A 23,561-nucleotide genomic window follows, 5' to 3' on the forward strand; every position below is an offset into this window, starting at 1 on the left:
AGCATGTCCAACCCCTCTCCTAGCGTCCTCATCGTCTCCCATGGCCATCCGAGCTTCTCCCTCGGAGGTGCCGAGATCGCCGCGTATAATCTGCACAAGGGCCTCAACCGCATCGGCAACGTCGAATCCCGTTTCCTCGCCCGCGTCGGCCACCCGGTCGCGCGGCACAGCCGGACGGCCCTAATGAGCCTTCGGCAGACCGAAGGCGAGTTTCTCTACCATGCCGACGAGTACGATCACTTCCTCATCTCGAACCGGAACACCGAGGAAATCGAGCGCGACTTTCTTCGAGTTTTGAAGGATCTGAAGCCCGACGTCGTTCATTTCCATCACTTCATCGGCCTGGGTCTCGAAATGATCTACGCCGTCCGCCGGGCGCTTCCCGATTGCGTGATCGTCATCACGTTCCACGAATTCCTGTCGATCTGCAGCCATCATGGGCAGATGGTGAAGACCGGCGGCACGAAGCTCTGCCACAGGGCGTCCCCATCGGATTGCAACGCCTGCTTTCCGGAGATCTCGCCGGCGCGTTTCCTGCGCCGGGAGCATTTCATCCGCGGACTTCTCGACGTAGCCGACTTCTTCGTGTCGCCCAGCCAGTTCCTCGTCGACCGCTATGTGGATTGGGGCCTGGATCGATCCCGCTTCATCGTCATCGAGAACGGCCTGGACATTGCCGAGACCGCTCCGCCGCGCAGCCTGCCTCTACGGGGTGGCCGACGCTCCCGGTTCGGCTATTTCGGACAGATCACGCAGTTCAAGGGGGTCGACGTCCTGCTCGACGCTGTCACCTGCATTCCGGATTCGGTCTGGGGCGACGACGCCCAGCTGATGATCTTCGGCGGCAATCTGGAGCGGCAGCCGGAGGCGTTCCAGGAGAAGATCAGGAAGCTGGTGGAGCGCGCTGGATCGCGCGTCCGCTTCTACGGCTCCTACCAGAACAGCGAGATGCCGCGCCTCATGCGCTCCATCGACTGGACGATCATTCCCTCGATCTGGTGGGAAAACTCCCCGATCGTGATTCAGGAATCCTTCCATCACGGGCGCCCCATGATCTGCAGCAATATCGGCGGTATGGCCGAGAAGATCGTCGACGGCGTCAACGGCCTGCACTTCCGCGTCGGCTCGTCCCAGGATCTCGTCGATCGCATGACCGAGGCGCTGACGACGCCGAAGCTCTGGAGCGACCTGCGGGCGGGAATCGGACAGCCGATCACCTACGAGGAATGCGCCCAACTTCACCTCGATCTCTATCGGGACCTCGCCGCGAAAAAGGCGACAAGCCCATCAGCGGTCGCGCTCACGGCTTAGTCGATCGACTGAAAAATCATCTGGAGGCATCATCATGAAGCGTATTCTCGTCATCAGCCCTTCGGGCGAAGTCTACAACCACGACAATGTCCGCTGGTACCGGCACAAGGATATCCAGCGCAGCATCAACCATTACCACAACATCGGCGACGCCTTCGTCTTCGACTCGTCGTTGAAGCTTTTGAACTACGACAAGCTCGATGCCCTGGAAATCTCGAATCCCGACCTGACACAGATCGACCGGATCAATGCCGAGTACGATTACGTGTTCCTGCGCGGGTCGAACTATGTCCATAAGGACATGGTCTGGGATCAGGCGATCGACGTCCTCAAGAAGCTCAAGATTCCGGTGATTGCCTGGGGCATCGGCGCTCAGGCTCCGGTCAAGGGCAAGATCGAGCTGTCGGATGAAACCAAAACCGTCCTGCGCATGATGGCCGATTCCACCACCTCCATCGGCGTGCGTGGGGCCTACTCGGCGCAGGTCCTCTGGGATCTCGGAATCAAGAACATCCGCATCGTCGGCTGCCCGACCGCGTTCCGCCGGAACAATCCCGACCTGAACATTCAGCTGCCGCCCCTGGAAAAGATTCGGACGGCCGGCATCACGGTTCGCCGCGAGGTGTCGTCCACCTATGCCCGCGACATCAAGCAGTACCTGACGTTTCATCGCGACCTCGTGAAAAGCCTGGCGACGCGGTTCGACGTGGTGCTGATGGCGCAGGGCGAAGTCGAGGAAAAGAAGATCGTCCTCGGCACGGCGGAGCAGCGGGAAGAGGCGTTCGCCGCCTTGCGCGCCGACAAGCAGGTCAACGATTGGTATCTCGACGACGCCATGGAGAAGCTCCACAGGGAGAGGTTGTTCTATTCCGACGTGGTCGCCGATTACGAAGATCTCGTCCAACAGAAGGACATGGTCCTCGGATACCGGCTCCACGGCAACCTGATGGCGCTCGCGAACGGCGTTCCGTCGATCTACTTCACCTATGACAGCCGAACGGTCGAGTTCGCCGAGACCTATCAGATCCCGAGCTTCGACGTCTTCTCTGGCAAGGAGTTCAGGCTCGAGGATTACTGGGACCAATCGCTCTTCGACAAGTTCAACCGCGCCTACCATCACACCTACCGCGAGATGCATCAGTTCCTGGTCGAGAACGGGGCGGACACGAAGATGCATCCGGTGATGAGGCAAAGTGAGTTCAGGCAGCTGCAGGCCGCCTGATTATCCCATCGGAGATGCCGGGCGTCTTCCAGCATCCCGTCCATTTCTCACCACGTCAAAGCAAGAAACGAGGGGAAGACATGACTGTGTTGGTAACGGGCGGCGCCGGCTATATCGGAAGCCATATGGTTCTGGCCTTGGCCGATGCCGGAAGGGACGTGGTGGTCCTGGACGATCTCAGCACCGGCTTCGACTGGATGGTCCACCCGGACGCGACCTTCATCGAAGGCGATGTGGGTGACGAGAGCCTCGTTGCGGAGATCATCCGCAAGCATTCCGTCAAGGCGATTGCCCACTTTGCGGGGTCGATCGTGGTTCCGGAATCCGTCACGGATCCGCTGAAGTACTACCTGAACAACACGGTCAGGTCGCGCTCGCTCATCAGCGCGGCGGTGCAGAACGGCGTCCAGCAGTTTCTCTTCTCTTCGACCGCGGCCGTCTATGGCGATGCCAGGGAGAGCCCGATTTCCGAGGGCGCGCCCCTCAACCCCGTCTCACCCTATGGCACATCGAAGCTCATGACCGAGATGATGCTGAGGGATGTGACCCGGGCACATCCTTTCCGCTTCGTGGCCCTCCGGTACTTCAATGTCGCGGGCGCCGACCCACAGGGCCGCAGCGGGCAAAGCACGCGCCAGGCGACGCATCTCATCAAGGTCGCGACACAGGCGGCTCTCGGCGAAAGACCCCACATCGACATCTTCGGAACCGATTATCCCACGCCCGACGGCACATGCCTGCGTGACTACATTCACGTCTCCGACCTGGCCCAGGCCCACATGCTGGCGCTCGATTACCTCGATGCGGGCGGCACCAGCACCGTCTTCAATTGCGGCTATGGTCGCGGATATTCGGTGCACGAAGTCGTCGAGGCGGTGAAGAGGGTCTCAGGCGTCGATTTCCCCGTGAACTTTTCCCCAAGGCGGGCCGGTGATCCCGCCACCCTGATCGCAAGTGCCGACCGGATTTGCGAAACCTTGAACTGGTCCCCTCGGCTCGACGATCTCGAGGAGATTATCCGCAACGCATTGTCGTGGGAGAACAGCCTGAAGCTGCGCCGCGCGGAAGCGGCATAATCCCCGACGGCACTCGATTTCAGAATGGATTTCACATGCTCGATGCAATGACCATGGACAAGCCGCTCGATCAGCCGGCTCTCAAGCCGAGATCTCCCGCCAAGCCTCTACGGGTTGCGATCCTGTGGAAGTATCCGTCCCTCGGGCTCTACTCGAACGCCGCATTCGAGGATCTTTACAACGGGATCGGCCACAACAACGGCAATCTGGCCTTCGTCTATGCCATCGCCAGCCACATTGCCAATCCGGTCAAGTTCTTCGGCTGGAGCGCATCGGCTGAGAGCCTGAAAGAGAATGCCGACATCATCGTCATTCCGTGCGCCAACCAGCTGGGGCGCCACACGGATTACGGCAACATGGCCGACAACCTGGAGAAATCCGGCCTGCCCATCGTGGCCATCGGGCTTGGCGCTCAGGCGGATAGCTACGATCAGGACATCCAGCTGACCGACGGTACCCGCCGGTGGGCAGAGGTCATCGCGCGGTCCAATCCGTCTTCGGCCGGCTCCAATATCTATACGCGCGGGGCGTTCACCAGCGCGCAGCTCGACAAGCTGGGCATCCACGGCTCTGTGGCCGGCGGGTGTCCTTCGTATTTCACGAACCCGAATCCGGGCCTCGGCCAGAAGATCCACAAGCAGTGGTCAAGCCTCTCCCTGCCACGCTCCATCTCGGTCGCCGCAGGTCATCAGGCGTGGCTGAAGACCCGGGACATTGAGCATCAGCTGATCGGCCTCATGATGGATCCGGTATATCCGGGTCAATATGTGGTTCAATCAATGGGAGAGATGATCCGGGTCTCCCGAGAGATCTTCGACGGGATCGATCCGCACGCCCTCAAGGAGATTCACAACCACACCGTTCCCCATTATTCGGTTGAGGAATTCAAGGGCTGGTGCCGAAACTACGTTCGCTCCTTCTATGACGTTCCGGCTTGGATGGACACGCTGCGCCGGCATGACCTCACGATCGGATCCCGGTATCATGGCGTTGCCCTGGCCCTTCAGGCGGAGCGCATGGGCTTGACCGTCACGATCGATTCCCGAACCCAGGAACTCTGCGAGAATACAGGCGTCCCGCACGTTGCCGCGGCCGACCTGACCGCGCCGCTCACTCGTTCGAGCCTGAAGAAGATGATCCGTTTCGATCCCGATGCCTATGACCGGCATCGCAGCGCGTCGGCGTCGCGGTATCTGGACTTCCTCACCGCGAACAGGCTCCAGCCGGCATCCTTTCTGAGCCGTATCGCAGCCGGCACCTGAGATGAAGATCTCATGATGAGGATGGGACGTTGGAACGCCCTCGCATGGCCGGCACTTCTGCTTCTCATGATGAGCAGAGCCGTGATCGCGGGCGAACCGCTTCACTTCTCGGTCTCTCCCGAGCCTGAAGTGGTCTACAGCTATGAGCATCAGCGCTGCGACTGGCGCACGATCCCCGATTCGCCCGCGAGGGCCTATCGCCGTCAGGATGGTTCCGTTGTCCTGATCGCCGCGCATTTCCGGAACAGGGTTCTGGACGGTTCAAGCTTCGCCGATCTGCGCCCCGGCTGCTCCGTCGTCTCACAGGGAGAGGAATCGGCGGATCCCGAAGCGCTCGATGACCGGTTCTGGGTCCAGAGCCTCATCCCACTCGATGACGGCCGTGTTCTCGGATTGGCGAGCCAGGAGTTCTCCGGGCTCCGCCATGAAGGGCTTTGCGCCAAGGGTCCCGGCAAGCCGGAATGCTGGTATCTTTCGCTTGTCGCCCTGGAGGCGAATGAGCGGGACTTCTCCTTCAAGCTGCTGCCCCGGGACCGGCGTCTCATCGCCGGATCGAACAAGCGCTTCGACACGAACACCAAGGCCGCTGGCTTCCTCACGCTCTCGAATACCGTGTTCGACGGAGAGCACGCCTATTTCATCGCCTGGACGGAGGATGCCGCAGAACCGGGCAGGCGCGGGAACTGCCTGTTCCGCGCCCCACGCTCCGATCTCGTGACCGGTTGGCGGATGATGAGCAGAGGCCGCTTCATTCAACCCCCGAATCCCTACCCGGTCGATGGACAGAAACCCGTTCAGGCCACCTGCGACTGTCTCGGGAATGGCGACATGACCAGCAAGGTGCGGTCCCTGATCCGGCTGGAATCCAAGAGCCTCTGGATGGTCGTCTGGTCCACGCGGGTGAACGACACCGGGGGCGTCTATTATGCGACCTCGCCCGACCTGCGGAACTGGTCGCCGGCCTCCCTGCTCGCCCCGTTCGATCCGCCCTGGGGCACCACGGAGAAGAAGGCCTATTACGACTATCCCTCGATCATCGATCACGACAGCCCGTCGCCCGTTTTCCAGACGGCCGGAAGCACGTTCTACCTGTACATGACCCGTTTCAATTGGCAGTCGAAGCGACCGACCATGAACAGGGACCTCGTCCGCTTCAAGATCACCTTGGATTGATGGAGGCCCGGGATCGCGGGAAGCCATCACCGGCCGTGGCGCCGGATCGCCCTCCTGAGAACCTCTCCAGCCCTCACGCGTTGGTCGGGAGCGAGAGGGAAACCCTGCCCCCTGCCTGCCGGCAGCGGAAGAACCATAGGGCGGATGGGCCATGACCGAGACGATCGCTCCAGCCGACCTCCATCCCAGTCCGCAACTGCGCCGGGAACGCTGGATCGACCTATGCGGTCCATGGGGCTTCGCGTTCGATGACGCAGACGAGGGGCTTGCCGAACGCTGGTTCGAACGGACGGACATCTTCGACCGTGAGATCGTGGTCCCCTTCGCGCCCGAGAGCAGATTGTCCGGTGTGCATGAGACCGGCTTTCATCCCGTGATCTGGTACCGCCGCGAGGTGCAGATGGCCGAGGCGGACCGTCGGGATCGGCTCGTGATCCATTTCGGAGCCGTCGACTACAAGGCCACGGTCTGGGTCAACGGCCGCATGGCGGTCGATCACGCGGGCGGGCAGACGCCGTTTTCGGCCGACATCGGCCCCCTGCTCGTTCCCGGCGAAACCCAGGCGATCGTGGTTCGCGCCGAGGACGAACCTCGGGATCTTCAGCAGCCGCGTGGCAAGCAGTACTGGGAAGAGCAGCCCGGCTACATCTGGTATCACCGCACCACGGGTATCTGGCAGCCCGTCTGGCTGGAGCCGATCCCCAAGGTCGCCATTGCCGAGCTGCGCTGGACACCCGATGTGGATCGTTTCGGTACCGGCCTTGTCCTCCGGCTCGACCGCACGCCCCCTTCGGGCTGGAGGGTGCGCGTGCAGTTGAGGGGAGACAGGCCGAGGCGCGTTCTCATCGATGACACCTGTTTGCTCGCTGGGCGCGAGCTGCGGCGCGACCTCCTTCTTGACATCAACGATGCGGCGATCCGACGGCGGCGCACCCTGCTCTGGGCACCGGAACACCCCAACCTCATCGATGCATTGATCGAACTGATCGATGAGAGCGGCACCGTTGTCGACCGTATCGAAAGCTATTTCGGTCTTCGCCGCATCGAGGCCCGCGACGGACGGTTCATCATCAACGGGATTCCGACGTTCCTGCGCCTCGTCCTGGCACAGAACTACTGGCCCGATTCTCTCCTGACCGCTCCGGATGCGGGCGCTCTCAAGCGCGAGGTGGAGCTGGCGCAGTCATTGGGGTTCAATGGAGTCCGCATTCACCAGAAAGTCGAGGACCCACGCTTCCTGTATTGGTGCGACCGGCTCGGGATGCTCGTCTGGAGCGAGGCCGCCAATGCCTATGTCTACTCGGACCGCGCCGCTGAAATGCTCGCCCGCGAATGGCTGGAGGCCGTCCGCCGCGACTACAATCATCCTTGCATCATCACTTGGGTTCCTCTCAACGAAAGCTGGGGCGTGCCGGACCTGGACCGTTCCCGGCAGCAGCGTGATTTCGTAAGCGCCCTCTATCACCTCACACGGGCGGTTGATGCGACGCGACCGGTGATCGCCAACGATGGCTGGCAGCACGCCGTCGGCGACATCTTCGGCGTGCACGATTATGCGCCGACCGGAGAGGTGCTGCGGGAACGCTACAGCGACCGGCAGGCCGTCGCGCGCACATTCCGCGAAGTCCGCCCTCATCATCATCCTCTCCTGGGTGAAGGGGTCGCGATCGAAGACGAGCCCATCGTGATCAGCGAATTCGGCGGGCTCAGCTTCGTGCCGCAGGCCACCGAGGATTGGTACGGCTATGGACAGTTCGCCAGCCCCGACGAGTTGCTGGCCCGTTATGAGGAACTCGTCGACGCGCTGCTCGCCTCAACCGCGCTCGCCGGCTTCTGCTACACGCAGCTGACCGATACCGCGCAGGAGACCAACGGCCTCCTCACCGTCGACCGCGAGCCGAAGCTCGACCTCGAACGCCTGCGCGCCATCAACAGCCGCCCGTCGAAGGCGGTGCCGAGCGAGATCCTCGACATGCTGATCAAGCAGGAGGTCGAGTTGCGCCGACGCGAGCGTGGGCAGGAATAGGGTTTCGTTCAAGATGCGGCACTCCGAGCCCCCGGTAGGCTCCGATGCAGTCGGACCGGTGGGGTAGTCCGGCGCCTAGTCCCCTTCCTTGACCGGAACCTAGCGCTCTATCGATGATTGCCCATACGGACCCCGATCGATGCCTCAACAGCGGAGCGCCACCTGCATGCCCATTCCCCTGCCGAATCAGCCCTATCCGGAGCCGACACCCGCGGACCCCAATCCGGCACCGGTGAGCCCGCCTACGCCGCCCGAAGGCCCCCAGCCGGAGCCGATCGGCGTCCCCCCGACAACACCTGGAGACATTCCGCCCCCGGGCGAACCGATCGGCGTGCCACCCACGTCGCCCCCCGAGATCCCCGTGACACCGACGACGACGCAACCGACGGCATAAGCTCAGGGTCGGAATGCGTCAGAAGCGCTGGGCCGAATAGGGCTTGAGATCGACTTCGCTGGTCATTCCATCGATCAGATCTGCGACCAATCGCGATGTGACGGCAGCCTGGGTCAGTCCGTGGTGACCGTGACCGAATGCGTAGACGACACGATCGTCACGTCTGGAAGGACCTATCACAGGAAGCGAGTCCGGAATGGAGGGGCGAAAGCCCATCCAGCGCCTTGCATCCTGGCCGGCATCGAAGTCGGGAAGGAAGCGCTTGAGCCGCGCAATCATGGCAGAGGTGCGAGCATGATTGGGCTTGGCCTCCAACCCTGCGAACTCCACGGCACCTCCGACTCTGTCGCCCGTATCGAGCGGCGTCGTCACAAAGCCCTCGCCTTCGAACATGATGGGCCGATCGAGGCCGAATGATCCCTTGGGGTAGGTGGCATTATAGCCGCGTTCGGTATCGAGAGGAATCGGATCTCCCAGCATCTTCGCAAGCGGTCGTGACCATATGCCCGCCGCGATGACGACCTTGTCGGCGATCAAGGCTTTATCATCACCGTCCATCCGGATGCGGATCACTTCCTCTGTCGGCTCCACCGCCAGGACGCGAGCCGGCACATGCTGCGCGCCTCGTTCGAGAGCAAGCCTTCTCAGGTCGGACGCCAGATTGGCGGGATCGGAGATATGACAGGCGTCCGGATAGAGCACACCGGCTTCGACATTGTGGAGCGCCGGCTCCAGGCTTGCGAGTTCCCTTCGGTCGAGAACCTCGACCCCGATGCCGAGGTCGCGCTGCCGATCGAGAACATCCTTGCCCCGCAGAAAGGCCTCATGCTGCCTCCAGACGGAGAGAATGCCCTTCTCGCGCAGATGCGTATTCAGGTCCAACGAGGAAAGCAGCGCATTCCACGAGGGCAACGCTTCGGCGTTAATGGCGCGGATGGCGGCCATGCTGGCCTTGATCCGCAGGGGCGACGACGCCAGCACGAAGCGCATCAGCCACGGCATCAGAACGGGAAGATAGGCGGGCCTGATCGTGAGAGGACCCAGCGGGTCCATCAGCCAGTTCGGAAGATTCCGCCAGACCTTGGGAGAGGCCAGCGGCATGATGTCGGTATGGGCGATCCAGCCGGCATTGCCGTCCGTGGGCCGGGCGGCTTGATCGCCTGGATCGACCAAGGTTACTTCATGCCCCCGATCCAGCAGGGAATGAGCGGCCGTGAGGCCGATGATTCCAGCTCCGACAATCGCGATCTGCATCGTGCATCCATTCAGGGTGAAGATCAGGCTGTCGTCGATGCTCCGGCGTCAAGCCTGTGAGGCACGGTCCACGACCTGGAAGCCTTTCGCGAAGGGATCGCGGTCATCGATGATGATCGTGTTGAAGCCTGTGACCCGCGCCCATCCTTCGATGGACGGAATGATGGCCTCCCGGCCCCCGACCGTCGCCCGCCCCTCGATACGTCCGACGAAGGTGGACCCGATGATGCTCTCGTGGACGAATGCGTCGCCCTCCTTCAGTGCACCACGCGCCGCGAGATGGGCCATCCGGGCCGATGTTCCCGTCCCACAGGGCGAACGATCGATGGCCTTGTCGCCGTAGAACACGGCATTGCGGGCGGTGCCCCCTTCAGTCTGCGCCCGTCCGGTCCACAGGACATGGGTCAGGCGGTTGATGTCCGGGTTCTCCGGATGAGCGATCCGATAGCGCGCATTGAAGGCGTCCCGCAGCTTGGGGCTCCACCGCAGGACATCCGACGGATTGATGTCGGCCAAGTCGGAATAGAGCGGCTGCGGCTCGACGATGGCGTAGAAATTGCCGCCATAGGCGACGTCCACCGTCAGGTGCCCGAGCCCTTCCACCTCGACCTCGTAGCCGACCCCGTAGAGGAAGGACGGGATGTTGGTGATGCGCACCCGCTCGATGAAAGGACCATTCTGCTCGTAGCGGGCTTCGACCACGCCGGCCGGCGTATCGAGACGCAGGAGCCCCGGTGTCTTGGGATGGATCAGGCCATTCTCGAGCGCGATGGTCACGGTACCGATCGTCCCGTGTCCGCACATGGGAAGACAGCCGGAGGTTTCGATAAACAGAATTCCGACATCGCAATCAGGACGCGTCGGCGGGTAAAGAATCGAGCCGGACATCATGTCATGTCCGCGAGGTTCGAACATCAGGCCGGTGCGGATCCAGTCGTACTCCGCCAGAAAGTGCTGACGGCGCTCGAACATCGTGCCGCCCTTCAACTGCGGAATGCTGCCGCCGGAAACCACGCGGACCGGATTTCCGCAAGTGTGGCCGTCGATACAAAAGAAGGTGTGCCGTGCCATCGCTGCACTCGCTGATCGTGAGATAGATAACAACAACAGAACGGGCGAAGGGCTTCAAGACCCTTCGCCGCGTCCTCAATCAGGCGGCGGATCTCAACCCGACATCCGGAAGCTTCGGACGGCTTTTCAGCGCCTTGTCCATGACCGCCTCGACCTCGGCGCGCTCCTGAACGCTCAGAGGAAGACGCGGGGGCCGCGTCAGCTCCGAACCACGGCCCATGATCGCCTCGCACAGCTTGATGCATTGCACGAGATCGGGACGGGCATCGAGGTGGAGGAGTGGCATGAACCACTCGTAGAGAGCCCTCGCCTCCTCATAACGCCCGGCCTTGGCCAGACGGAACAGGGTCTCGCCTTCCTGAGGGAAGGCATTCGACATGCCGGACACCCATCCGGCCGCGCCCAGCATGACGCTTTCGACGACGACATCGTCAAGGCCCGCGAACAGGACGAAGCGGTCTCCGACCATGTTCTTCGTATCGGTGAAGCGGCGCGTATCGCCCGACGAATCCTTGAAGCAGACGATCGTCTCGCAATCCGCCAGAGAGGCCAGAATGTCGGGCGTCACGTCGTTCTTGTAGATGGGAGGATTGTTGTAGACCATCACCGGCAGGTCGGTGGCCTTGGCGACACCCCGGAAATGCGCGGCTGTCTCGTGCGGCTTCGAGGAATAGACCAGGGCGGGCATGACCATGACGCCGTCGAGCCCCACCCGCTCCGCCTCCCTGGCGACCTCGGACGCGAAGGCCGTCGTGAACTCGGCGATACCGGCGATTACCGGTACGCGGCCACGGGAAACATCCTTCGCGGCTTCCATGACGGCTACTTTTTCCGAACGGCTGAGCGACGTGTTCTCGCCCACCGTTCCGCAGACGATCAATCCGGAGACGCCGTCCCGGATAAGGCTGTCGATCACCTTGGCCGTCGCCTCGATATCCAAGTCGTAGTTCGACTTGAACTGGGTAGTCACCGCGGGGAAGACCCCCTCCCAACCGATTCTGGCCATTCCGCCCTCTCCCAATCTGGACATTGAACGGAAGTATTGTAGATTGTATAAAATCTACCTTGTCAAGCCAAACTCTCGGGGCGCTGCTATGGAAGCGTGCTTTGAAAGTTCAATGATTGTCCAATCTATGAAGCTCGAAACCAAATCGCCGCCTAAGCCCGCGCAAAAGTCCCTTCAGCACCGGACGATTGCCGCTGCTGTGGCTGAAAGCCTGCGGGAGCGGATTCTCGATGGTGAGTTCCAGGCGGGTTTCCCGCTGCGGCAGGATGCTCTCGCGAGCGAGTTCGGCGTGAGCCGCATTCCGGTTCGGGAAGCCCTGATGCAGCTCGAAGCAGAGGGGCTGGTCAAGATTCACCCTCACCGGGGCGCCATCGTGTCCGAGCTTTCCATGGAGGAGGTCCAGGAGCTTTTCTCGCTTCGGGCTCTGCTCGAGCCCCGGCTTCTGGAGGCTTCTGCCCGACAGCTGACCTCGGACGACTATGCGAAGCTCAACCGGATCCTCCAGGAATACAGCGCGGAGCTTCGGGCGAACCATGTCCGCCGCTGGGGAGAACTGAATACGCAATTCCATATGCTTCTGTATCGCCACGCCGGGCAGCCACGGACATTGGCGATCGTGGCCAACCTCCTGCAGGAATGTGACAGGCACACCCGGCTACAGCTCTCCCTCACGGACGGCATGAAGCGCGCGGAGACCGAGCACGCCGAGCTCGTGCGTCTCTGCGAGAACGGGCAGATCGCAGAAGCCTGTTCGCTTCTCAGAACGCATATCGAGGATGTGGCGAGATCCCTGCAGGCCTATATCGAAAGTCATCAGAGGATCAATGGCAGTCGCTGAAGCATTCTGCGAAGGCATGGATCCGGTTCGCCGTCGAAAGTCCGGTCCCACAGGGCAGTCGAACCGGAGCCGCGAGACCCCGGTTCGAGTAGCCTTCATTCCTCGCGGAATGCCTTGGCCATGTTATCCGCGATGGGCTTCGTGAGATATGAGAAGACCGTGCGGTAACCCGTCTGGATGAATCCTTCCACCGGCATGCCGGGCATGAGCTTGAGAGCGCCCAGGCGATCCCTCTCCCCGTCCGCGAAGGCCACGCGCACCGGGTAATACTGGATGCCCGAGCGTTGATCCGTCACCAGATCGGCCGCGATCAGGCTCACCCTGCCCTTGATCTCCGGCGTGGTCCGCTGGTTGAAGGCCGAGAGCCGCAGGACCGTATCGAGCCCAGGCCGCAATTGATCGATGTCCTGCGGCGACACCTTGACCTCAATCGAGAGCTCGTCGGACTCGGGAACGATCATCATCAGAGGTTCCCCGGCGTTGATGACGCCGCCAACCGTATGAACAATGGATTGATGGACGAACCCATCCTGCGGCGCCCGGATGTCGATCCGCTTCAACTGATCCTCGGCCGCCACCCGGCGTTCGACCAATTCCGCGATCTTGGCCTGTACCTCCCGCAGCTCCTTCGACACCTCGCTCTTGAGATCCTGTTCGATCTGCATGATCTGAAGCGCCGTTTCGCTGATCCGGCCTTTCGACTGCGCGATGTTCGAAATGAGCTGCCCGCGCTCACCCCGCAGGCGCGTCTCTTCCCGTTTGAGAGCCGTCACACGGGTGATCGGTACGAGGTTCTTGCGCCAGAGCTGCTCGACGCCGCTCAGCTCGCTTTGGATCAGCTGGATTTCGTCGGCCTTCGCGGCCGCCTGAAGATCGAGCCCGTCGATCTGTTCCTGCAACTGCGCGATCCGCTCCTTGAACTGTGCCTTCTGACCTTCCCGCGCTTCGCGGCGGGACTCGAAGACACGGATCTCGCTTCGGGTCAGTTCGACGATATCTGCTTCCTCAAGACGGCTTCTGAGTGCAACAGGGAAAGTTACTTCCTTCTCTCCGTCACGCTCGGTTTCGAGGCGTCCCTGGCGGGCCGCAAGTTCGTCCAGGCTTTTGGACACCATGGCCAGGTTGGCTCGCGCGACCGTCTCGTCGAGCCGGATCACGATGTCCCCTGCTCGAACGCGGTCGCCGTCACGGGCATGGATCTCGCCCACGACGCCGCCTGTCGGGTGCTGGACCTTCTTGACGTGGCTGTCCACCACCACGGCTCCCGGCGCCACGACGGCTCCGGACAGCTCGGTCACCACGGCCCAGCCGCCAAGTCCGCCGACCAGGAAGAGGGCCGCCGACAAGCCGAGCATGGTGTGACGGCGGATGGAAATGCGGGCACTTGCCTTCTGTGCGGCGCTCATGATGCGACTCCCAGATCTTCGACGACCTTCAGCGGTGTGACGGGCGTGACCCGCGGCTCGGACTGCTGTGTTGCCGGCACGGGACGCAGGACCTTGCTCAGCACCTCGTCCTTGGGGCCGAAGGACTGCACATGCCCCTCGCCCATCACGAGGACCATGTCGACTCCTGCAAGGGCGCTGGGACGGTGAGCAATCACGATCACCACCCCTCCTCGTGCCCTGATGCTCATGATGGCCGCCGTGAGTGCCTGCTCCCCCTCGTTGTCGAGGTTGGAGTTCGGCTCGTCGAGCACCACGAGAAAAGGATTGCCATAAAGAGCGCGGGCAAGCGCAATGCGCTGCCGCTGTCCGCCGGACAGAGCAGCCCCGGCCTCGCCGACCTGCGTCTCATAGCCGTCCGGGAGCTGCAGGATCATGTCGTGCACATTGGCGGACTTGGCGGCCTCGATGATCGTCTCGGGCTTCGGATCGGGATCGAAACGCGCGATGTTCTGCGCGACGGTTCCGGCGAAGAGTTCGACATCCTGCGGCAGGTAGCCGATGTGGCGCCCCAGATCTTCCGGCAACCACTGTTCGATCGCGGCACCATCGAGGCGGACCTTACCCCGCCAAGTCGGCCAGACACCGACGATCATGCGGGCAAGAGAAGACTTTCCGGATGCACTCGGTCCAATGATGCCCAGTCCGCTTCCCGCATTCAGCTGAAACGCCACGTCCTGGACGGCAAATCGTTGTCCGCCCGGTGCCCCGGTTCCCGCATTCTCCACGGAGAGAACGGATCGTGGCGCCGGCAATTTCAAAGGTGCCTCGGCGCGCACATTGGCTTCGAGAAGAGTTTTGAGCCGACGCCAGCCCTGGCGAGCGCTCACGAAGCCCTTCCAGTTGGCGATGGCGAGTTCCACAGGCGCCAAGGCCCGCGACGTCAGGATCGAGCTGGCAATCATGATGCCGCCCGTCGCCTGCCCGTCGATGACGAGATAGGCGCCGAGCGCAAGGACGGCGGACTGCAGCAGCATTCTCAGAACCTTCGACATGGCGCCGAAGCCGCCGGCCACGTCGGATGTCTTCTGCTGATAGGCCAGATAGGTGGCGTTGGCTTGGCCCCAGCGGGTCCCGATCCGCTGCGCCATTCCCATGGCGTGGACGACCTCGGCATTTCGGCGTGCACCCTCGGATATTCCATTCCGGACCAGCGCGGCACCGACCGCTGCCTTCGAGGCCTCCCGCGTGAAGAACTCGGTCAGAAGAGTGATGGCGACAAGGACGACCGCACCTCCCAGGGCGACGGCTCCGAGCCAGGGGTGGAATGCGAAGCATATGAACAGATAAAGCGGCATCCACGGCAGATCGAACAGCGCCGACGGCCCGCCTCCGGCGAGGAAGGCCCGAAGCTGATCGAGATCGCGGAGCGGCTGCTGCCCGTCACCTTCGGCCTTGCCGTTGATGGGGGCCGCAAGCTGGCCTTGAAACACTTTCTGGCTCAGATCCTCGTCGAGCGCAGCACCGACCCGGGCGAGGATTCGGCCCCGCACCATGTCGAACAGGCCCTGGAAGAGATAGAGCACGATGATGATGATGGAGAGCCCGACCAGCGTCGGGATGCTGCGACTGGGCAGGACCCGGTCGTAGACCTCCATCATGAAGATGGAACCGGAAAGGTAGAGCAGGTTGATCAAGCCGCTCAGCACCGCGACGCCAAGGAAGGCGCCACGACAGGAAGCGACGATACTGAGACGGCCCTTAAGCGGATTGGTCATCGGCGTTGCCTCGGAAGAGTGCACCGGCTTCGGTGCTCAGCTTCGATATCGGGAAGTTTGCAGCAATACGTTGGTGTGGAATCCCGCCGGGAGAATTTGGGGGGGCTAACGCTCCCGGCGGGACCATCACGATCTCAGACCAACCGCATCAGAAGATGAAGTCGCTGTTGTCGAGATCGGATGCGTTGACGCCTTTGAGGACGAGGACGTCGGAACCGTGTGCGATCATCACGTCCTGGCCGAGTTGCGCCACAGTCAAGTCAGACATCTTGTCCACGCCGACGAGGCCTCTTGCGTCGATCCTGTCCTGACCGTTTCGGAAGTCGGCGACCGTATCCCAGCCGCCGTTCCTCTCGAAGACGAAGGTGTCCTGCCCTGAGCCACCGGTCAGCCGGTCGTTGCCGGATCCGCCTGCCAGCAGGTCGTTGCCCGAACCGCCGTTGAGGTTATCGTGCCCGGCTCCGCCATAGAGCCGGTCATCGCCGGCCATGCCTTTGAGAACATCGTTGCCCGAGTCGCCCTTGAGGACGTTGCTCCCGGCATTGCCCGTAAGGGAGTTGTCCATGTGGTTGCCTGTGGCGTTGATGTTGCCCGATCCGGTGAGGACGAGTTTCTCCACGTGAGTGCCGGCAAGCGAGTAGGACACGCTGCTCCGGACAGTATCGATGCCCTGACCGCTGCGCTCGATGACCCGGTCGCCGGTACTGTCGACGACATAGACGTCGTTGCCCTTGCCGCCTTCCATCCGGTCGTTGCCGGTGCCGCCCTCGAGACGATCGTTGCCGTCTCCACCGATCAGCCGGTCGTTGCCCGCACCACCATAGAGCTTGTCGTGGCCACGCCCGCCATCCAGCCGATCGTTGCCGTCATCACCCCTGAGAGTCTCGCTCCGCGAGGTGCCCTTCAGAGCGACGCTCACAGGTGCCGCCGGCTGGATCGGGGAAATCGGGATCGGATTGCTCGGATTATCCGGCGTCGTCGGCGTGACAGGATCCGTCGGCGGGTTGGAGTCCGTCGGAGTTCCCGGGTTGTTCGGGACTTCCGGCTGCGTCGGGGTCTCAGGTTGGGTCGTCAGCGGGACTTCGCAGAGGTTCGGCCTGCGTCCTCCCTCGCACCGGAAGGTCACCCGATGGACGCCGGAGGTGATCGTCGTCGTCCCGTCCTCATTGTCCTCCCACTCGTACTCGTCCGCCCTACGGCCGGGTTCGAGTTCGACCACGTCCTGCTCCCGCAACGTCCCGATGATGGTATCGTTGCCGCCGTTGGAGCGGAACACGATCCGGTGTGCCGAAGTGAGCTGCGAGATGTCGACCGTATCGGCATCGCCGGTTCCGTTCACCGTGATGGTGTTCAGAGCCAGGCTCGTTCCCGTGAAGTCGCCGATGATCTGGACGGTGTCGTTCCCGCCGGCATTGCCTCCGACCGGACCGCCCGGCACCGTCACCTCGCGGGTTCCGATGACGATCTCCTCGATGTTGTCGAGTTCGGCGATGACGGAGGTATTGCCGTTCACCGTACGGGTGATGACGATCTCCGTCGCCGCGACGAGGTTGGTGATGCCCGCTGCTATCGCGGCATCGCGGGAATACACCCGGAACGTCTCGGACAGGCCGCTTCCGTTCACATCGAAGGTATCGACACCATCCCCGCCGTCCACGAAGTCGCGTCCATCCTGAGACGTCTCGAACGTGATGCCGAAGATGGTGGTCGAAGTCGCATTCCAAACGATGGTGTCGTTTCCGCCGCCGGCCAGGATCGTGTCGTTTCCGGTATGACCATCGAAGGTGCTGCCGGATCCGTCACCGATCAGGATGTTGTTTCCTGCCGTCCCATCGATCGGGTTCGTGTCGCGTGTCACCGTGACATTGGCCGTGTCGGTGCGGACCGGGCTTCCGCCATCGCTGACCGTATAGGTGAAGGAGCCACCTGCGGTGCCCGTATCCGTGAAGGTCACGGAGCCCGGATTAGCCGTCAGCGAGAGGTTTCCGAGACCGTTCGGATTGCTGACGGACGTAATGTCGAGTGCCGGCCCGTCCGGATCGGTGTCGTTCGACACCAGCACCCATTCCGGAACCACGATGGGGCCGTTCACGATGTTCGTAATGATGGTGTCGTTGTTCGCGTTGACCGGGTCGTTGACCGCGACCACGTTGACCGTGGACGTCGCGACATTGCTGTCCATGATCCCGTCATTCACCGTCACCTGGATGACGCGGCTTCCCGCGGCCGGGTTATCCGAGTCGTTGTCGAACGTCACCGCCTGGATTGCCCTTTGATAGGCAGCCAGGGATGCCGCGCCCGTCAGGTTCACGATGATCCTGCCCGCCACGGAGGTGTCGATGGTTGCGGAGATTCCCGCCGGCAGTGTGCCAACGTTCAGTTCGTCAGCCGCTTGGGCGTTGGTCAGAACGATCCGGGCGGACACCATCTGCGCGGCATCGTCGACGATCCCGGGATTGCTCGAGATCGCGACAGCCGCACCGCCCTCGGTGAAAGAGGTCGCATAGTTGACGGTTGGCGCAGCTGCCGGGAGCAGGACGCTGACCGACAGGTTGTCGATGTTCACGAACTCATTGAACGCGTTGATGCCCGAGGCCACGAAGCGGATCGCCGCACCTGCCGTAAAGGGGCCTGAGAGGTCGAAGCCCCGGTTTCCGCCATTGGCGTTCCCATTGACGGTTTCGATCAACGTCCAAGCTGATCCGTCCCTAGAGAACCAGACTTCGACCTGCTCGCCGTTATCCAGGCCCTGCTCGGCGACCGAATAGGTCAGCCGGGCCGTGGCGACGCCCGCGAGGTTGAGGCCACGCTGGATGCTGGCGCCGTCACCCTGATCGAACCGCAGGGCGCCACCCGTGATCTGGATCTGCCCGTTGGTCGACGTCGCGCTGCCGTCATCACCAGACTCGATCCAGTTGGTTGCCCAGGGACGGGAGCCGTCCGATCGGCTGTAGGATGCAGTGGTGAAGTTGTCCGCGTGATTGCCGCCGGCATCGAAAGCGTGGAGAGACAGCTTCGGCGGGGTCACGCTCACTTCACCGTCGACGAAGCGCAGCTTCTCGATGTTGAACAGGCGGTCAGTCCCGTCGGAAACCCGGTTGTTGCCGGTGGTCGGATCGGTCTCGACCGTCACCGTCACGTGCTGGACGGTGATGCTGCCGTCGGCATTGCTCGTGATGGTGTAGTTCGCCCGAACATCGCCATAGACCGCGACGTCGACAGCGCTGTTGCCCAGATCGCCGTCGACGATCTCACGGACGATGCTGAGCTGGCCCGGGTTGAGGGTCGCGCTGAGCATCAGCGCGTCGAGGGTCTTGCCGCCGAACTGGGCGACGGCACCCGGCTTCGGAGCGCCATATGCGTAATCGGTCTCGAGGTAGACCTTTTCGGTCATCCCATCGGCCGTGTAAGTGACGCCATCCTTGATGATACGGATGCGTACGTTGAGCCACTTGTCGCCGTCGATGATATCGTCGCCGGCAAAGCCCTTGATGGTGTCGCTGCCACCGCCGCCGAGGATGACATCCGCGGCCTGCGTAGTATCGAGCACGATCAGCTCGGGATTTCCGTCTTTGTCGAGGACTGGATTGCCTTGCGCATCCACCACCGGGATCCGGGTGCGGTGTGCCACCAGTTCATCGAGACCAGCGATCAGGTGAACGTTCTTCTGCAGCAGATCGTTGGAGAAGGATTCGAGCGGTGAGCTCGGGCCGGGGATCGCGGCCGTTCCCGTCGCCTCTGCCCTCGTATTCACCGCCGCGACACGGCCGGTGAGAATGTCGTTGTGCTTCCAGCCCGACAGACCCTCGACCAAGTCGAAGCGATCGCGAAGGATGAACGCCTCCTGGTTGTCAAAGATCGGGATGCCGAGGTCGGAGTTCGCCGCGACAGAATCACCCTTGTGGATCGCCCAGTCGAAGCCGGCCATGCCGTTGTTGCGCTGGATGCCTTCGCCCTGGAACATGATGTCGTCGCCAGATTCCGCATCGTAGTCCGTATCGCTGGCGCCTCCATTGAGTACATCGTGTCCGATGATGGTGGAGTTGAAGAACAGTTCCGAGTTCTCGCCGGCAATGACATCGAACCTGGCGCCACCTTCGATCCAGTCGTCGCCCTCGTTCCCGAGCAGGAAGTCGCCGCCGTCGCCGCCGAGGATGAAGTCGTTGTCCGTTCCGCCAAAGACCTGCTTTCCATCCGGTCCGGCAATCAGGAAGTCCTGCCCTTGGTTACCGAAGAGCAGTGCCAGGCCGCTGCCGCCCTGGATGACGTCATTGCCCTCCTCGCCATGCAGCTTGTCGGTCATGCCGATGTCGGTACCGGCATTGGTGATGATGTCGTCGCCCTTGCCGCCATGGATGATGTCGACGCCGTAACCGGCCTCGATGGTGTCGTTGCCCTCATAGCCCCAGACGGTGTCGTCGCCCTCGCCGGCCACGATATAATCGTCCTCGGCCGAGCCGCCCATGACCACATGGTCGGTGCCGTTGTAGATGAGGACATCGTCGTCGCCGTCACCGTCGATGTCCTTGCGCACCACGAGCGGCGTCAGCGCCTGGAGGATGGGGTTGTCCCAGACCGGGTCTGCCCCGATCTGCTTCGATCGGATGATCTCGAGCGTGTAAGCAGGCGTGGCGAAGATGTCCCCCGGAAGCGCTGTCCGGCCCTCGTCACCGAGGTCGGTGTTGCGCACGATGATGTCCGTCATCGAGTTGTTTTCGAGCTCGTTGAGGAGGTTCAGTCCCTGGACACGCGAGAGGTAGTAGAACCGGTCGGCATCCTGGAGGCTTTCCAGCTGGGCCTCGAAGACGAAGGAGAAGGTCGACCCGAGCATGCCGCCGAAATCCATCTTCTTCTCGGCGAGACCGCCGATCCAGAGATCGATATCGTTGAGTCCCGAATTCTGGGCGGTCCATGCGCCCGTCGCATTGAGGAAGTCGAGCCGATCCGCCGGAGCGCCGGTTCCGCCGAGCACGAGCAGCGTCGCCGCGGCCCGCTTGGCCTCGAGGGTGGTCGCGGCCTCAAGCAGCGGGTGCTTTCCGTAAGCCGCAATGAAGTTGATGATCGACAGCGAGTTCTGCAGGTTGAGGGCGAAGTCGGTCCAGCTCACATAGGGCTTGAGCTGAGAATCCTGCCCGGACATCTGGTAGAATTGCGCACGCGCCTCGTTTAGCGACGGCAGGCCGAGATCGCGGCCGCGAGCGATGTTCAAGGCGGCGAGATCGAGCGGGATACCGACGAGCTGGTTGCGCAGCACGTGCGTGACGAATTCATCGATCTCGTTGCCGTGCTGACGGGACATACCCCGCATGATCGCACCGGCTGCCTGTTCGTGGTCGAGGGTCACATTGCCGTTGGCGTCGGTCGCTCCGAAGGCCAGAGGGTTGAGGAACCCGTCGAACAGTTTCATCGAGAACGGGTTGCCGTTGGCGTCGATGGTGTCGATGTTCTCATTGAGCATCGAGTGACCGAAGCGATATACGGCCTGGGCGAACTCCGCGAAGATCGCCGGATTGATGTCGACCGACGGCTCGAACACGAACGCGTCCACGTCAGGCTGCATCTTGCGGGCAAATTCCTCGAAAACGAGGTGCTGATACTCCATTTCATTGGTGAAGCGGGCGGCCTGGAACAGGCGCTCACCATCCCATTGCAGGCTATTGATGGCTGCGGGATCCGTGGGGATCGCGGAGACGGGGATGCGCAGCCACTCGTTCAGGAAGGCAAGGTCACCGCTGGAGAGAACCACCGACTTGACTTGGTCGACGAGGTGATTGTGCTCGGAATGGAAAATGTGGTGGATCGCCGTCAGGCCGACATTCTCGTTTCCGCGCCCGTCACCCGTGATGTAGTGCGCATCGAGCAACTCATTGTCATAGGCCGTGTTCGATCCGCGAGAGTTCGCGAGCCCGGTCGTGCTCCCGTCCGCGTTTGCGTATCCAACGGCACTATCACCGTCTTTCTGGAGAACTCCCCCCACAAGAACCGGCACAGCCGCGTGAGCAATGTCATCGAGGAAGGCGTGTCCGGTCAGGACGGCATTCACGAGACTCACCGGTGCGCCGGGGGTGCCTGAGACCACGAGGTCGTCAGCCGTGTTGGGAATACCGTCAGGGCCAAGGCCGATAATGACCTGCGCAAAGCCTGTCTGAGGATGAGGAATAAAATTGCCGTAAGGGTCCGTACGCAGCAGCGGCACTTTGCCGACACTGGCATCGGTCAGATCGATGCCGAGCATGGTGCGCGCCTGCTCCTTGACGTCGGCCCAGGTGGCGAGGCCCCTGTCACCGTCGAGCAGCCTGCCGGTGGCAACCGTCTTACCGCTTGCATCGGTCATGTATTCGCGCAGGAAGACCTGGTGCGAGGCGTGGGAGGTATAGGTCTGGTTCTGGTCGACCCACGGCGTGGTCACGTTGACGGTATCCCCGTCCGCGTCGCGGCTGGCCCGTGTCATCACCATGAAATTCGTGTGAGGCGTCGCCGGGTTGTAGAGCGGGTCATCCGGCGACAACGGGATATAGACCGTGCCGCTGCCGCCTTTGGAAATCAGGTCGAGACCGTGATCGAAGAACTGGCCGAACAGGGTGAACAGAGAATTATAGGGCGCGGAGTCGCCGATATCGGGCGAGACGTTCGGGATGAGAACGGTATTGCCGTCCATCACGATGCCTTTTTCGGCCAGAAGATTGGCCAGGGCGGTCCTCGCAGAATCAATGGCTGCCGTCGCGGTCTGCGCATTAGTCTGACCGGCTGCCAAACTGTCCTGAGCTGTCGTGAGCTCGGAGTTCTTTGTCGCCAGGGAGGTCTGCGCCGTTGCGATGGCGCCTGCCGAGGCATCGGCAATCGTCTGCGCTTCGTTCTTGTCCTGCTGCTTCTCGTTCAATGTCTGCTGGACAACGAGCAGGTTAGCATTTGCCTCGTTGAAGGCCGCGAGCTCATCAAGAGTGACACCCTCTGCGATGATGCCATCGAAAATGGCCTTCGTCTCGTCGAATGCTGTCTGCGCGGCGGCGAGTTCGACCTGTGCCGCCGCGAGAACACCTTGATTCGTCTGGTTCAGTTCCTGGGCTGCCGCGAGAGTAGTATCGGCCGTGGTCACGGCCGTCGTTGCTACCGTCACCGCAGCCTGGAGGCTCGCAATGGCGCCGGAAGCTGCCCCGGCATCGGCGATGGCGTCAGTAACGATGGCACGTGCTGCCTGGATCTGCTGAATGGCAGCCATCTGGGCTGCGCCCGTAATGCCGGCATAAGTGAGGGCCGCGCCGATGGCGGCGGGGTTGTCCAGCGTCTGATCGGCGACAAGATTTGAGATGAGGCGCGGATCGGCATCGACGACGGTGCCTGGCTCCAGCATAGGCGATCCCGTGGCCGATCCAGGCGTATAATTGTTGTTCGTCAGCCATACCGGGTTGGTAGGCGTACCGAACATCATCGAGTCGTCACCTTCGTTCAGGTAGTCGGGGTTCGACATGTCGGGGAACGGCTGGTCGGCCGCGCCCCAGGTCTCCCGCCCCTCGACGAGATTGTTGTAGGTACCGTCGACCGTGCGAAGTCCGTAGGGCAGCAGGTGAGCTTGAGTGGGCGTGGTGGCGGCGGTGGGGTCGAAACCTCCCGCTTCCGCCACAAGTGCACTCAGATCCTCACCGGCAGCGTGCCGCTCTGCAATCTTGATCTGTTTCAGGATGTACTCGAGATCGTGCTTGACCAGATTCACCATTGTCGTCCCCTCCAAGTCGTCGCCGCAATGTTGACGGCACCTGGACACATT

13 protein-coding genes are annotated in these 23,561 nt (G+C 62.3%); 7 read left to right on the forward strand and 6 right to left on the reverse strand.

The features are described 5' to 3' along the window. The first annotated feature begins 3 nt into the window (after positions 1–3). The 6 genes from AB4097_RS13870 to AB4097_RS13895 all read left to right on the forward strand — a co-directional run bounded on the left by AB4097_RS13870 (position 4) and on the right by AB4097_RS13895 (position 8,070). Complete coding sequence (locus AB4097_RS13870) at positions 4–1,311, forward strand: glycosyltransferase family 4 protein (RefSeq protein ID WP_442040465.1); 1,308 nt, start codon at positions 4–6, stop codon at positions 1,309–1,311. 34 nt (positions 1,312–1,345) lie between these two features. Continuing rightward, on the forward strand, positions 1,346–2,533 hold the full coding sequence (locus AB4097_RS13875; RefSeq protein ID WP_442040467.1) for a polysaccharide pyruvyl transferase family protein: 1,188 nt from the start codon (positions 1,346–1,348) through the stop codon (positions 2,531–2,533). 80 nt (positions 2,534–2,613) lie between these two features. Beyond that, complete coding sequence (gene galE, locus AB4097_RS13880) at positions 2,614–3,609, forward strand: UDP-glucose 4-epimerase GalE (RefSeq protein WP_442040469.1); 996 nt, start codon at positions 2,614–2,616, stop codon at positions 3,607–3,609. Positions 3,610–3,644: 35 nt separating this feature from the next. After that, positions 3,645–4,871: a polysaccharide pyruvyl transferase family protein gene (locus AB4097_RS13885; protein ID WP_442040471.1), complete on the forward strand. Its 1,227-nt coding sequence runs from the start codon at positions 3,645–3,647 to the stop codon at positions 4,869–4,871. Between the two features lie 21 nt (positions 4,872–4,892). Continuing rightward, positions 4,893–6,044 (forward strand): hypothetical protein, encoded by a 1,152-nt coding sequence (locus AB4097_RS13890; RefSeq protein ID WP_442040473.1) that lies wholly within the window; start codon positions 4,893–4,895, stop codon positions 6,042–6,044. A gap of 151 nt (positions 6,045–6,195) precedes the next feature. Continuing rightward, positions 6,196–8,070 carry a glycoside hydrolase family 2 protein gene (locus AB4097_RS13895; protein WP_442040475.1) on the forward strand — a complete coding sequence of 625 codons (1,875 nt, stop codon included), beginning with the start codon at positions 6,196–6,198 and terminating at the stop codon, positions 8,068–8,070. Positions 8,071–8,482: 412 nt separating this feature from the next. Here AB4097_RS13895 and AB4097_RS13900 read toward each other — a convergent pair whose 3' ends face one another. The 3 genes from AB4097_RS13900 to AB4097_RS13910 all read right to left on the reverse strand — a co-directional run bounded on the left by AB4097_RS13900 (position 8,483) and on the right by AB4097_RS13910 (position 11,795). Beyond that, positions 8,483–9,718: an NAD(P)/FAD-dependent oxidoreductase gene (locus AB4097_RS13900; RefSeq protein ID WP_442040477.1), complete on the reverse strand. Its 1,236-nt coding sequence runs from the start codon at positions 9,716–9,718 to the stop codon at positions 8,483–8,485. A 48-nt stretch (positions 9,719–9,766) separates the two neighbouring features. Next, complete coding sequence (locus tag AB4097_RS13905; RefSeq protein WP_442040479.1) at positions 9,767–10,789, reverse strand: 4-hydroxyproline epimerase; 1,023 nt, start codon at positions 10,787–10,789, stop codon at positions 9,767–9,769. A gap of 79 nt (positions 10,790–10,868) precedes the next feature. Beyond that, entirely contained in the window at positions 10,869–11,795 is a 927-nt protein-coding gene (locus AB4097_RS13910; RefSeq protein ID WP_442040481.1) for a dihydrodipicolinate synthase family protein, read from the reverse strand. 127 nt (positions 11,796–11,922) lie between these two features. Between AB4097_RS13910 and AB4097_RS13915 the strand changes: the two genes are divergently transcribed. Next, positions 11,923–12,633 carry a GntR family transcriptional regulator gene (locus AB4097_RS13915; RefSeq protein WP_442040483.1) on the forward strand — a complete coding sequence of 237 codons (711 nt, stop codon included), beginning with the start codon at positions 11,923–11,925 and terminating at the stop codon, positions 12,631–12,633. 95 nt (positions 12,634–12,728) lie between these two features. Here AB4097_RS13915 and AB4097_RS13920 read toward each other — a convergent pair whose 3' ends face one another. The 3 genes from AB4097_RS13920 to AB4097_RS13930 all read right to left on the reverse strand — a co-directional run bounded on the left by AB4097_RS13920 (position 12,729) and on the right by AB4097_RS13930 (position 23,510). Beyond that, positions 12,729–14,039 (reverse strand): HlyD family type I secretion periplasmic adaptor subunit, encoded by a 1,311-nt coding sequence (locus AB4097_RS13920; RefSeq protein WP_442040485.1) that lies wholly within the window; start codon positions 14,037–14,039, stop codon positions 12,729–12,731. Then, positions 14,036–15,796 (reverse strand): type I secretion system permease/ATPase, encoded by a 1,761-nt coding sequence (locus AB4097_RS13925; RefSeq protein ID WP_442040487.1) that lies wholly within the window; start codon positions 15,794–15,796, stop codon positions 14,036–14,038. The genes AB4097_RS13920 and AB4097_RS13925 overlap by 4 nt, the downstream gene beginning before the upstream one ends. Positions 15,797–15,944: 148 nt before the next feature. After that, positions 15,945–23,510, reverse strand: coding sequence for a peroxidase family protein (locus tag AB4097_RS13930; RefSeq protein ID WP_442040489.1), 7,566 nt, complete (start codon positions 23,508–23,510; stop codon positions 15,945–15,947). Positions 23,511–23,561 lie beyond the last annotated feature (51 nt).

Origin of the sequence: Microvirga sp. 2MCAF35 (assembly GCF_052115545.1) — a bacterium.
Classification (GTDB): domain Bacteria; phylum Pseudomonadota; class Alphaproteobacteria; order Rhizobiales; family Beijerinckiaceae; genus Microvirga.